This window comes from Kribbella sp., from assembly GCF_035687465.1.
Taxonomy (GTDB): Bacteria; Actinomycetota; Actinomycetes; order Propionibacteriales; family Kribbellaceae; genus Kribbella.
Genome location: NZ_DASRXP010000258.1, coordinates 1 through 12,416 on the forward strand (window position 1 = coordinate 1; position 12,416 = coordinate 12,416).

General features: G+C 68.9%; 9 protein-coding genes and 1 pseudogene. All 10 read left to right on the plus strand.

What is annotated here, in order from left to right; genetic code table 11:
* Nucleotides 1-1,197, plus strand: a 1,197-nt coding sequence (locus VFG33_RS12895; RefSeq protein WP_325025915.1) for a UDP-N-acetylmuramoyl-L-alanyl-D-glutamate--2,6-diaminopimelate ligase, incomplete at its 5' end; no start/stop codon positions are given.
* Complete coding sequence (locus VFG33_RS12900; protein ID WP_325025917.1) at nucleotides 1,194-2,588, plus strand: UDP-N-acetylmuramoyl-tripeptide--D-alanyl-D-alanine ligase; 1,395 nt, start codon at nucleotides 1,194-1,196, stop codon at nucleotides 2,586-2,588. The genes VFG33_RS12895 and VFG33_RS12900, both read left to right, overlap by 4 nt.
* Nucleotides 2,585-3,661 carry a phospho-N-acetylmuramoyl-pentapeptide-transferase gene (gene mraY, locus VFG33_RS12905; RefSeq protein ID WP_325025919.1) on the plus strand — a complete coding sequence of 359 codons (1,077 nt, stop codon included), beginning with the start codon at nucleotides 2,585-2,587 and terminating at the stop codon, nucleotides 3,659-3,661. The genes VFG33_RS12900 and mraY overlap by 4 nt, the downstream gene beginning before the upstream one ends.
* Nucleotides 3,658-5,097: a UDP-N-acetylmuramoyl-L-alanine--D-glutamate ligase gene (gene murD / locus VFG33_RS12910; protein WP_325025921.1), complete on the plus strand. Its 1,440-nt coding sequence runs from the start codon at nucleotides 3,658-3,660 to the stop codon at nucleotides 5,095-5,097. Before mraY ends, murD begins: the two co-directional genes overlap by 4 nt.
* 15 nt (nucleotides 5,098-5,112) lie before the next feature.
* Nucleotides 5,113-6,399, plus strand: a complete 1,287-nt coding sequence (gene ftsW / locus VFG33_RS12915) for a putative lipid II flippase FtsW (protein ID WP_325025923.1) — start codon at nucleotides 5,113-5,115, stop codon at nucleotides 6,397-6,399.
* A 5-nt stretch (nucleotides 6,400-6,404) separates the two neighbouring features.
* Complete coding sequence (murG, locus tag VFG33_RS12920; protein ID WP_325025925.1) at nucleotides 6,405-7,493, plus strand: undecaprenyldiphospho-muramoylpentapeptide beta-N-acetylglucosaminyltransferase; 1,089 nt, start codon at nucleotides 6,405-6,407, stop codon at nucleotides 7,491-7,493.
* Nucleotides 7,490-8,929 carry a UDP-N-acetylmuramate--L-alanine ligase gene (gene murC / locus VFG33_RS12925; protein WP_325025926.1) on the plus strand — a complete coding sequence of 480 codons (1,440 nt, stop codon included), beginning with the start codon at nucleotides 7,490-7,492 and terminating at the stop codon, nucleotides 8,927-8,929. Before murG ends, murC begins: the two co-directional genes overlap by 4 nt.
* A gap of 19 nt (nucleotides 8,930-8,948) precedes the next feature.
* Nucleotides 8,949-9,689, plus strand: a complete 741-nt coding sequence (locus tag VFG33_RS12930) for a cell division protein FtsQ/DivIB (RefSeq protein ID WP_325025928.1) — start codon at nucleotides 8,949-8,951, stop codon at nucleotides 9,687-9,689.
* 258 nt (nucleotides 9,690-9,947) lie between these two features.
* Nucleotides 9,948-10,952, plus strand: a pseudogene (gene ftsZ / locus VFG33_RS41255) (cell division protein FtsZ); the annotation flags it as partial.
* A gap of 575 nt (nucleotides 10,953-11,527) precedes the next feature.
* The gene (gene pgeF / locus VFG33_RS12940; RefSeq protein WP_325025930.1) at nucleotides 11,528-12,259 is read left to right on the plus strand and encodes a peptidoglycan editing factor PgeF; all 732 of its coding nucleotides are present in this window, start codon (nucleotides 11,528-11,530) and stop codon (nucleotides 12,257-12,259) included.
* The last annotated feature ends 157 nt before the right edge of the window (nucleotides 12,260-12,416 follow it).

Sequence of the window (12,416 nt, forward strand, 5' to 3'; positions counted from 1 at the left end):
ACCAGCGAACTGCACCTGCTCGGCGTGACCGGGACCAACGGCAAGACCACCACCAGCTTCCTGCTCGACGCCGTACTGCGAAGGCTCGGGCGGGCCGCGTTGATCGGCACCATCGAGACGCGGATCGGTGACGAGGTGGTGAAGAGCGTCCGGACCACCCCGGAGGCCACGGATCTGCAGGCGTTGTTCGCGGTGATGCGCGAGCAGGCCGTCGCGTTCTGCGCGATGGAGGTGTCCAGCCACGCGTTGGCGATGGGTCGGGTGGACGGTGCCCGGTTCGCGGTCGCCGGGTTCACGAACCTGACGCAGGATCACCTGGATTTCCACAAAACGTTCGAGGACTACTTCGCGGCGAAGGCCTCGTTGTTCACGCCCGAGCGGTGTGATCTGGCAGTGGTGACCATCGACGACGAGTACGGCCGCCGCCTCGCCGCGCAGACGTTGGTACCGCTCATCACGGTGTCATCGCTGACCCCACCCCACCACCCCGGTCAGGTGTCGAGCACGCGCGACGCGGATTGGACCGTCAGCTCCACGCATCAGTCGGAGCACGGCACCACGGTCCTCGACATCCAAGGGCCGGGGGAGGCGCTGACCGTTGAGATCGCGCTGCCCGGTCAGTTCAACGTGGCGAACGCTCTGTTGGCGGTGGTGATGCTGCGGCAACTCGACGTACCGGCTGAGGCGATCGCTGAAGGTCTGCGGACAGCCAGAGTGCCGGGCCGGATGGAGGCGTTCAATCGCGATGACGGGCTGACGGTGATCGTCGACTACGCGCATACTCCTGACGCTGTCGGGCTCGCCCTCGAGGCGGCGCGCGGCGCCACCAAGGGACGGCTCGTCGCGGTGGTCGGCTGTGGCGGCGATCGTGATCCCGGCAAGCGGCCCGGGATGGGCGCGGCCGCGGCCAGGACGGCCGACATCCTGATCGTGACCGACGACAACCCGCGCACCGAGGATCCGGCGGCGATCCGGGCGGCGGCTATCGAAGGAGCCCGGGCAGCCGTCCCGGAGGTGGACCTGCGCGAAGTGGGAGATCGCCGCGAGGCGATCGCCACCGCGATCGAGCTGGCCGGCCCGGGGGACACCGTCGTGGTGCTGGGCAAGGGCCACGAGACCGGCCAGGACGTCAACGGCGTGATCCACCCGTTCGACGACCGGCAGACTGTGCGCGAGCTGTTGGAGGCTACCCGGTGATCCCTGTCAGTTGCGGCCAGATCGCCGAGGCGGTCGGCGGTGAGCTCGCCGGCGTCGACCCGGCGGCCGTCGTCGACGGCCCGGTGGTGAAGGACTCGCGCGAGGCCGGGCCGGGCGGGCTGTTCGTCGCGTTGCCGGGCGAGCGGGTGGACGGTCACGACTACGTCGAGGCGGTGTCCGCGGCAGGTGTCACCGTCTCCCTCACCACCCGTCCGGTCGAGGGTTGCCCGTGCATCGTCGTCGCCGACACCCAGGTGGCCCTCGGTGAACTGGCCAGGCTGGTGGTCTCCAAGCTGCCCGACCTCGTCGTGATCGGCCTCACCGGCTCCCAGGGCAAGACCAGCACGAAGGACCTGATCGCCCAACTGCTCCGCCCGTACGGCGTGACGGTGGCGCCGGTGGGTTCCTTCAACAACGAACTGGGGCATCCGCTGACCGCGTTGCAGGCGGACGAGAACACCCGGTTCCTGGTCGCCGAGATGGGCGCCCGGCACATCGGCGACGTCAAGTACCTGTGCCGGATCGCGCCCCCGACGGTCGGGCTGGTGCTGAACGTCGGTCGCTCGCACATCGGTGAGTTCGGCAGCCAGGACGCGATCGCCCAGGCCAAGGGCGAGCTGATCGAGGCCGTCGTCCCGGGTGGGACCGCAGTGCTGAACGCCGACGATCCACGGGTCGCCGCGATGGCGAGCCGGACCAGCGAGACGGTGAAGACCTTCGGGGAAGCGCCTGACGCCGATGTCCGGGCGACCGGCATCAAGTTGGACGCCGGTGGTCGGCCTGGCTTCGAGTTGCACATCGGCGACTCCACCTTCGACATCCAGTTACAGCTGGTCGGCGAGCACCAGGTGTCGAACGCGCTGGCCGCCGCGACCGCAGTACTGGCTGTCGGTTTGAAGCCCGAGCAGGTCGCCGAAGGACTGAACGCGGCGACCACTGTGTCCAAGTGGCGGATGGAGGTCACCGAGCGCGCCGACGGCGTGACCGTGATCAACGACGCCTACAACGCGAACCCCGACTCGGTCCGCGCCGCGCTCAAGGCGCTGGTCGCCCTTGGCCGGGCGAGGGGAGCGAGGACCTGGGCGGTGCTCGGCCCGATGGGCGAACTCGGCGATACCTCGCTCGAGGAGCACGACGGGATCGGCCGGCTGGTGGTCCGGCTGGACGTGAACCGGCTGGTCGCGGTCGGCGAGGCAGCCCGCCCGATCCACCTCGGCGCCTCCCTGGAAGGATCCTGGGGCGACGAGTCGGCGTACGTCGAAAGCTCGGACGAAGCACTCGCGTTGCTTCGCAAGGAATTGCGGCAGGGAGACGTGGTGCTGGTGAAGGCGTCCCGCTTCGTCGGGCTGGACCGGCTCGCGACCGCCCTGCTCGAGGAGGCCCAGCAGTGATCTCGATCCTGCTCTCCGGGGGCGTTTCGCTGGTACTCACGCTGCTCGGCACCCGGCTGGCGATCGCGGTCCTGGTCAGGCGCGGTTACGGCCAGGAGATCCGCGACGACGGTCCGACCTCGCACCACACCAAGCGCGGTACGCCGACCATGGGCGGCACGGTGTTCATCGTCGCCACCGTGGTCGGATACTTCGCCGCGAAGCTGTTCACGATGACGACCCCGAGTGCCTCGGCGCTGCTGGTGCTGTTCCTGTTCGTGGGGATGGGCGCGGTCGGTTTCCTCGACGACTTCATCAAGATCGTCCGGCAGCGCAGCCTGGGCCTGCGCAGCAAGGCGAAACTCGCCGGCCAGACGCTGGTGGCCGTCATCTTCGCGATCCTGGCGCTGCAGTTCCCCGACGACCGGGGGCAGAGCCCGGCGTCGCCGTTCATCTCGTTCATCCGCGACATCAACTGGCTGCACCTGGCCCCGGTGCTGGTGGTCATCTGGGTGCTGCTGCTGATCGCCGGGATGTCGAACGGTGTGAACCTGGCCGACGGTCTGGACGGGCTCGCGACCGGCGCCTCGATGATGGTGTTCGGCGCGTACACGCTGATCTGCATCTGGCAGTTCAACCAGAGCTGTGCGACCGCGCCGGGCGCCAAGTGTTACGAGGTCCGGGATCCACACGACCTCGCTGTCGTCGCCGCGGCACTGACCGGCGCCCTGTTCGGGTTCCTGTGGTGGAACGCGTCGCCGGCCAAGATCTTCATGGGTGACACGGGATCGCTCTCGCTGGGTGGTGCGGTGGCCGGCCTGGCGGTGATGACCCGGACCGAGCTCCTGGTGCTGCTGCTCGGCGGGCTGTTCGTCATCATCACCGCCTCGGTGATCTTGCAGGTCGGCTGGTTCAAGGTCACCAAGCGCAGTACCGGCGTGGGCAAGCGGCTCTTCCGGATGGCGCCGCTGCAGCACCACTTCGAGATGCTCGGGTGGGAACAGGTCAACGTGGTGATCCGGTTCTGGATCATCTCCGGTCTCTGCGTCGCGACCGGGCTCGGGCTCTTCTATGCGGAATGGGTCGCTTCATGAGCCTCAGCACGCGCACGGATGACGGCTGGGCGACGACCCGGTTCGTCGTCCTCGGCTTCGGTACTGCGGGCTACGCCTGCACGGACTCGTTGCTCCAGGCCGGAGCCGGGTTCGTCACCGCGCTCGACGACCGGGACACCGAGGCGCTCCGCGAGAAGGCGCAGATCCTCGAGACCCTGGGCGCGACCATCAAGCTCGGCCCGGGCAGTACCGCGGAGCTCCCTGCGGAAGTCGACGTCTTAGTGACCTCGCCCGGCATTCCCCCGAGCGCCCCGTTGCTCGCTGCAGCGGCGGAACGGCAGGCGCCGATCTGGAGCGAGATCGAGCTGGCCTGGCGCCTCCGCGACCCAGCGACCGCGGCCCCTTGGCTCTGTGTCACCGGGACCAACGGCAAGACCACCACTGTGCAGATGCTGACCGCGATCCTGACCGCGGCCGGCCACCGCGCGGTTGCCGCCGGCAACGTCGGACTGCCGCTGCTGGAAGCCGTGATGGACCCCGAGCCGTACGACGTGATCGCGGTCGAACTGTCCAGCTACCAACTGCATTTCACTCACTCGATGTCCGCGCACTCGGCCGCGGTGCTGAACATCGCGCCGGACCACGTCGACTGGCACGGCTCGCTGCAGGCCTACACGCAGGACAAGGGCCGGATCTACGAGAACTGCCAGGTCGCGTGCATCTACAACGTCGCTGATCCGGAGACCGAACAGCTCGTCCTGGACGCCGACGTGATCGAGGGCTGCCGTGCGATCGGCTTCACCCTGGGGACGCCGGACATCTCCATGGTCGGGCTGGTCGACGACCTGCTGGTGGACAGGGCTTTCGTGGAGCAGCGTGCCTCCTCGGCGCTCGAGCTGGCCACCCTCGCGGACATCACGCCGGCTGCTCCGCACAACGTGGCGAACGCGCTGGCGGCGGCCGCGCTGGCCCGGTCGTTCGGCGTACCGGCGACTGCTGTTCGGGACGGGTTGCGGGGGTTCCGGCCGGACGCGCACCGGATCGCGCACATCGCGGACGTTGCCGGAGTCAACTATGTGGACGACTCCAAGGCGACCAACCCGCACGCTGCCCAGGCCTCGCTGCAGGCCTACGAGCACGTCGTCTGGATCGCCGGCGGACAGGCCAAGGGCGCGAGCTTCGACGAGCTGGTCGAAGCGGTGAAGGACCGGTTGCGAGGCGTGGTGCTGCTCGGTCAGGACAAGCAGGTGATCGCGCAAGCACTTGCCCGACACGCACCGGATGTCCCGACGATCACCGTCGAGGCGACCGACACTGGAGCAATGGAGACCGTGGTGGGGGAGGCGACCAAGCTGGCCCGGGTGGGTGACACCGTGCTGCTGGCGCCTGGCTGCGCTTCTTGGGACATGTTCGCCAACTATGGAGCCCGCGGAGACGCCTTCGCCGAAGCCGTACACCGGCTGGGCGACAGCTGATCCGGAGGTGATCGCGTGACGACGATCACTGACCGGCCGGACGAGAAGGCCGAGCGCGCGCCCGAAGGCAGTGGCTGGCTGGCAGCGGTCAAGAACGTTCTCGACCGGCCGCTGACGTCGTACCACATCCTGCTCGGTGCGACCGGTCTGCTGCTGGTGCTGGGACTGCTGATGGTGCTGTCCGCCTCCAGCGTCCTCTCGTACAACATCAACCACGGCAACCAGTACGCGATCTTCTACCGCCAGCTGATCTGGGTCGGCGTCGGCCTGCCGATGGCGTACGTCGCCTCGCGGATGACGCCACGGCATTTCCGGATGCTCTCGTACCTCGCGTTGCTGGGCTCGGTGTTCCTGCTGGTGCTCACCTACGTGCCGGGACTCGGCAAGAACGTCAACGGCAACACCAACTGGCTTTCGTTCGGTGGTCCACTGCAGATCCAGCCGAGCGAGTTCGCCAAGCTGGCGCTGGTGATGTGGTGTGCCGACCTGTATGCCCGCAAGCAGAAGCTGCTCACCCAGTGGAAGCACCTGCTGGTCCCGATGGTCCCGGTCTGCGGTCTCGTGATCGCGCTCATCATCGGTCAGCACGACCTCGGTACCTCGCTGGTGCTGATGGCGGTGATGATCGGGATGATCTGGGTGGTCGGCGCGCCGACCCGGCTGTTCATCGCGACCATCGCGGTGGTCGGCCTGATCGCCTCGTACTTCGTCACCGCGGCCCAGCACCGGATGGACCGGCTGACGAACTTCATGAACCCGTTCGCCGACCCGAGCAACGTCGGCTGGCAGGCCTACCACGCGTTCTACGCGCTCTCCACCGGTGGCTGGTGGGGGGTCGGGATCGGCAACAGCCGGCAGAAGTGGGGCAACCTGCCCGAGGCACACACCGACTTCATCTTCGCGGTGATCGGCGAGGAGCTCGGGCTGATCGGCTCACTGACCGTGCTGGCGTTGTTCCTCACCCTGGCGTACGCCGGTGTCCGGATTGCGACCAGAACCACCGAGCCCTTCATCCGGTACGCCGCCGCCGGGATCACCGTGTGGATCATGGCCCAGACGCTGGTCAACCTCGGTGCCGTGATCGGACTGCTACCCATCGTGGGTATCCCGCTCCCGCTTTTGTCGTACGGTGGGTCCGCACTGCTGCCGACGCTGATCGCGATCGGCATGCTGCTGTCCTTCGCGAAGGCCGAACCCGGCGCGCAGGCCGCCCTGAAAGAGACCAGGCGGCCTTTGTTCGGGTGGCTGTCTTCGCGGCGTACACCTGGCCGAACCGGCCGTGAGAACACGCGGGAGCGTTGAAAGCTGTGCCGAGCATCGTTCTGGCCGGTGGGGGTTCCGCCGGCCATACTTCCCCCCTGATCGCTACCGCCGACGCACTGCGCCGGATCGACCCGACCATCCAGATCACCGCCCTCGGGACCGAGCGCGGCCTGGAGACCAAGGTCATCCCGGAGGCCGGCTACCGGCTCGAAATGATTCCCCCGGTGCCCTTGCCAAGAAGGCCGACGCCCGCGCTGTTCGCAGTACCGGGCAAGATGCTGTCCTCGGTGAGCGCGGCCCGCAAGGTGCTGGACGAGGCCAAGGCCGACGTCCTGGTCGGCTTCGGCGGCTATGTCTCCACGCCGGCCTATGTGGCCGCGTGGCGCCGGAAGACGCCGATCGTCGTGCACGAGGGCAACGCGGTACCGGGGATCGCGAACAAGTTCGCCGCCCGCTACTGCACCGAGAACGTGATCACCTCGTTCCCCGGCACGGACCTGCCGCACGCCCGGTACGTCGGGCTGCCGATCCGCCGCGCCATCTCGACCATGGACCGGGCCGTACTGCGGGCCGAGGCCAGGCAGTTCTTCGGGCTGGACCCGGACGCGCCGACCCTGTTCGTCACGGGTGGTTCGCAGGGCGCTCAGCGGCTGAACGAGGCCTTCGCGGGAGCCGCGGCGGATCTGCAGGCGGCCGGGATCCAGGTGCTGCACGCGATCGGGCCGAAGAACACGCTCGAGGTCGCCCAGGCCGGTCCTTACCCGTACCGCGTGCTGTCGTACGTTGACCGGATGGACTACGCCTACGCCGCCGCCGATCTGGTGGTCTGCCGGGCGGGGTCGAACACGGTCACCGAGGTGTCCGGCGTCGGACTGCCCGCGATCTACGTTCCGCTGCCGATCGGTAACGGTGAGCAGCGGCTGAACGCCAAGCCGGTGATCGATGCCGGCGGCGGGCTGCTCGTCGACAACGCCACCGTGACGCCGGACTGGGTTCGCGCGACGGTTCCGCAACTTCTGCACGACCGCGAGCGTCTGATGGCCATGTCCACTGCAGCGCAAGGCGTGATTCGTACGGATGCGGACGACCAGTTGGCGCAGATCATCCTCGATGTGGTGAGGTCTGCTTCGTGATCGTCACCGCCCCTGACACGAATCTGCCCGCCGAGAAGCTGGGCCGGGTCCACTTCGTAGGTATCGGCGGCGCCGGTATGTCCGGCATCGCCCGGATCATGGCCGCCCGCGGGATCGAGGTGTCGGGCTCCGACGCCAAGGACGGCAAGGTGCTCGCCGCCCTTCGCGCGCTCGGTGCCACCTGCTGGGTCGGCCATGCCGCCGAGCACGTCGCCGAGGTGGACACCGTGGTGGTCTCCACCGCGATCCGCGAGGAGAACCCGGAGGTGGTGGCTGCCCGCGCCGCCGGGATCCCGATCCTGCCTCGTGCCGCGGCCCTGGCCTCGGTGATGGTGGGCCGCCGGACGATCGCAGTGGCCGGTACGCACGGTAAGACCACCACCACGTCGATGCTGACCGTCGCACTGCAGCACTGCGGCGTCGACCCGTCGTACGCGATCGGCGGCAACCTGAACGAGTCCGGCTCGAACGCGCACGACGGCAACGGCGACCTGTTCGTGGCCGAGGCGGACGAGTCCGACAAGTCCTTCCTGACCTACGGTCCCGAGGTCTCGATCGTGACGTCGGTCGAGCCGGACCATCTGGACAACTACGGTGACGAGGCCAGCTACCGGCTCGCCTTCCGGCAGTTCTGCGACCGGGTCCTCCCGGGCGGTTTCATGGTGATCTGCTACGACGACGCCGGGGCGCGCGATCTCGCCGAGTTCGCCCGCGAGCGCGGCATCGATGTGCGCACGTACGGCGAGTCCGAGGACGCCGACACCCGCGTCACGGAGATCACCGCGACCGGTGCCGTCCAGTCGTTCGTGCCCGTCTACCGGGGCCGCAAGTTGCCGATCGTCCAGTTGCAGCAGGCGGGCAAGCACAACGTGCTGAACGCCTCGGCCGCGTTGACCGTCGGCCTGGGCCTCGGATTCTCCGCGGCGGACCTGGCCGAGGGGCTCTCGTCCTTCACCGGTACCGGCCGGCGGTTCGAGTTCAAGGGCCAGGAGGACGGCGTCCGGGTGTTCGACTCGTACGCGCACCACCCGACCGAGGTCGCCGTGGACCTCACCGCGGCCCGGCAGGTGGCGGGGGAGGGGCGCGTGATCGCGTGCTTCCAGCCGCACCTGTTCAGCCGGACCAGGATCTTCGCCCCGCAGTTCTCCGAGGCGCTCGCACTGGCCGACGAGGTGGTGGTGATGGACGTGTTCGCGGCCCGCGAGGACCCCGAGCCCGGCATCACCGGTGCCCTGATCGCGAACCACGTGCCGCTGAAGCCGGACCAGGTCCGGTTCGAGCCGTCCTGGTCCGCGGTGCCCCGGGTGGTCGCGGACCTCGCCGTACCGGGTGACCTCGTGGTCACCCTCGGCGCCGGCGACGTCACGCTGATCGGACCGGAAGTGATCGGGCTGCTGGCCGAGCGGGCGGCGCTGAACGCCGCGATGATCGAGTGAGTCCGGTGGTGACGGGGGAATGAGTCAAAGCACTGACCTGGCCCGGGCACAGCAGCGGTTCGCGCGCCGGCAACGGTTGGTGCGATGGCGCGGCTGGCTGCCCTGGGCGATCGGCGGCCTGCTGGTGCTGCTGGGCGGGATCACCGTCTGGCTTTTCTACTACTCGTCCGCGCTGGCGGTCACCGGCGTCCGGGTGACCGGGCTGGATACGGTGCCTGAGGCAACTATCACGCAGGTCGCCGCCGCCCCGGTCGGTACGCCGCTGGCGAAGGTGGACCTCGGCGCGATCGCGGACCGGGTGCGCACGGTGACCGCGGTCGCCGACGCGCAGGTGACCCGGGCCTGGCCGCACCAGCTGGTGATCGTGGTCACCGAGCGGGTGCCGGTCGTGGTGGTGACGGACGGCAGCAAGTTCGAACTGGTCGACGCGACCGGGGTGACCTTCAAAACGGTGCCGGACCGGCCGGACGGGCTGCCCGAGGCGCTGGTGGTCGGCAGCCGGCGCGACGTCACGATCCGTTCGGTGGTGAGGGTTTCGGCCGCCCTGCCGGTGCCTTTACGGGCCCAGGTGAAGTCGATCTCGGCCGGCTCGCCGGACTCGATCACCCTCAACCTCTCGTCCGGAGTGAAGGTGGTCTGGGGCAGCTCCGATGACAGCGAGCGCAAGGCCGAAGTACTGAGCGTGTTGATGCGGCGCCAGGCCAAGGTCTACGACGTGTCCGCGCCCGATCTCCCTGTCACCAAAGGGGAAAAGAAGTGATCGTGCCCACACGGGCACAGCATCGTGGTACCTGCGGCGAGGCGCGTGGACATTGCCGGATCTCCTCCCGTAGCGTGCGAAGCACTCTAAAGTTGAGATAACTGTAACCATCTACTTGAGGTTCAGGCCCTTTGCTACCGGACAAAGGGGCCCGGCTGCCGGACAACGGGGATCGGCGAACGGAAGAGTCCGGGAGCAGGCGCAGCTCGGGCGGCCAACTGGCCATAACGGGAACAGAACGAGGCGAGAGGCGCGGACGTGGCGGCACCGCAGAACTATTTGGCACTCATCAAGGTCGTCGGCATCGGCGGAGGCGGCGTCAATGCCGTGAACCGGATGATCGAGCACGGTCTGAAGGGCGTTGAGTTCATCGCCATCAACACCGACGCGCAGGCGCTGTTGATGAGCGACGCGGACGTCAAGCTCGACATCGGCCGGGAGGAGACCCGCGGCCTCGGTGCCGGCGCGAACCCGGCCATCGGCCAGAAGGCCGCCGAGGACCACGCGGAGGAGATCGAGGAGGCGCTCAAGGGCGCCGACATGGTCTTCGTCACCGCAGGCGAGGGCGGTGGCACCGGCACCGGTGGTGCACCGGTGGTGTCCCGGATCGCCCGTTCTCTCGGGGCGCTGACGATCGGCGTGGTGACCCGGCCGTTCTCGTTCGAGGGCAAGCGCCGGGCCACCCAGGCGGAGGACGGCATCGCCGCCCTCCGCGAAGAAGTCGACACCCTGATAGTCATTCCGAATGATCGCCTGCTGACCATTTCCGACCGCGCGGTGTCCGTGCTGGACGCCTTCAAGCAGGCCGACCAGGTGCTGCTGCAGGGCGTGTCCGGTATCACCGACCTGATCACCACCCCCGGCCTGATCAACGTGGACTTCGCCGATGTGAAGGCCGTCATGTCCAACGCCGGCTCCGCACTGATGGGCATCGGCTCGTCCCGCGGTGAGGACCGGGCAGTCGCGGCCGCCGAGGCGGCCATCTCCTCGCCGTTGCTGGAGGCAAGCATCGAGGGCGCGCACGGCGTGCTGCTGTCGATCGCGGGTGGCTCCGACCTCGGCCTGTTCGAGATCAACGAGGCGGCCCAGCTCGTCTCGGAGTCCGCGCACACCGACGCGAACATCATCTTCGGCGCGGTCATCGACGACGCCCTCGGCGACGAGGTCCGGGTGACGGTGATCGCGGCCGGCTTCGACGGTGGGATGCCCAAGCGCCGCGAGCAGGCGATGAACAGCGCCCGCCCGCAGAGCCGCCTGCCCGCCCCGGGCGGTGATGTGGCGACCCAGGGTCAGCCGCGTCCCGCCGTACCGGAGCAGGGTGCGTACTCGGCGCCGATGCAGAACGCGCCGACGCCGGGCACGCCGGCCCAGCCGCCTCAGTCCCAGCCGGGTCAGCAGTCCGGGCAGCAGCCGCCGTACGGGTCGACCCCTGCCGGTCAGCCGCCGCAGTCCGGTAGTGGACAGCAGTCCGATGCAGGCTCGGCCGCGCCCTACACGCAGCCCCCCGCGGGCACGCCGACAGACGACACCGTGCCGGTGCCGCACACGGACCAGGGTCGCCCGGCCTCGGGCACGACCCACTCCGCGCGGCCGCAGGCCGGCGAGCCGGTCCGTACCGCGCACCAGCAGACCAACCAGCCGCCTGCCCCGGCCTCCCCGCCGGCGACGCAGTCGTGGCCGACGCACGGCCCGAGCAACGCCCCGGCCTCGCAGCCGCCGGCACCCCAGCGCCAGCCCCGCAAGGCCGACAACGACGACGATGATCTGGACATCCCAGACTTCTTGAAGTAACTGGCGCCGTCTGAGGTAGTCGGCGCCGCCCGGGTAACCTTCGGGGCGTGTTCGGTTACGACGAGGTTCTCGAGGATGTCCGCTTCGCCTTCACCGATCGCTTCGGGGGAGCCAGCCAGGCGCCGTACGGCGAACTGAACCTGGGCAGTGCGGCGGGGGATGAGGGCTCCGCGATCGCGGAGAATTTCCGCCTGCTTGCCGACGAGTTCCGGGTCCGGTCCGAAGCGGTGATCCGGGTCAGCCAGGTCCACGGCAACAACGTCCACCTGGTCGCCGAGGGCGACGAGTTGCCGGTGCTGCCGATGCCGTCCGCGGACGCGCTGGTGACCACCCGCACCGATGTGGCTCTCTGCGTCCGAGCGGCCGACTGTCTTCCGGTCCTGCTGGCCGACCCGGGCAACGGCGTCATCGGCGCCGCCCACTCGGGCCGCCGCGGCCTGTACTCCGGTGTCGTGCCGGCAACTGTGGAAGCGATGCGGGAACTCGGAGCCGAGCGGATCACCGCGGTGCTCGGGCCGTACGCCTGTGGCAAGTGCTACGAGGTTCCCGCGGAGATGCGGGCCGAAGTCGCCGAGCGCGCGCCCGCCTCGTACGCGGAGACCAGCTGGGGGACGCCGTCCATCGACGTGGCGGCGGGCGTGATCGCTCAGCTGGGTGAACTCGACGTGCGGGTGATCGACGCCACCAGCTGCACGATCGAGTCCGAGGATCTGTACTCGTACCGGCGGGAGGGACCCGTCAGCGGGCGGATGGCGGGTCTGGTCAGGCTGCACCCGTGACTTCGGAGCGCGAGGCAGAACTGCGGGGCAACCTGGGCCAGGTCCGGGAACGGATCCAGAAGGCCTGTGAGGCGGCTGGAAGGCCCGGGGGCGCTGTCACCCTGGTGGCGATCACCAAAACCTTCCCAATCAGCGATATCCGGGCTCTGGCGGCGTT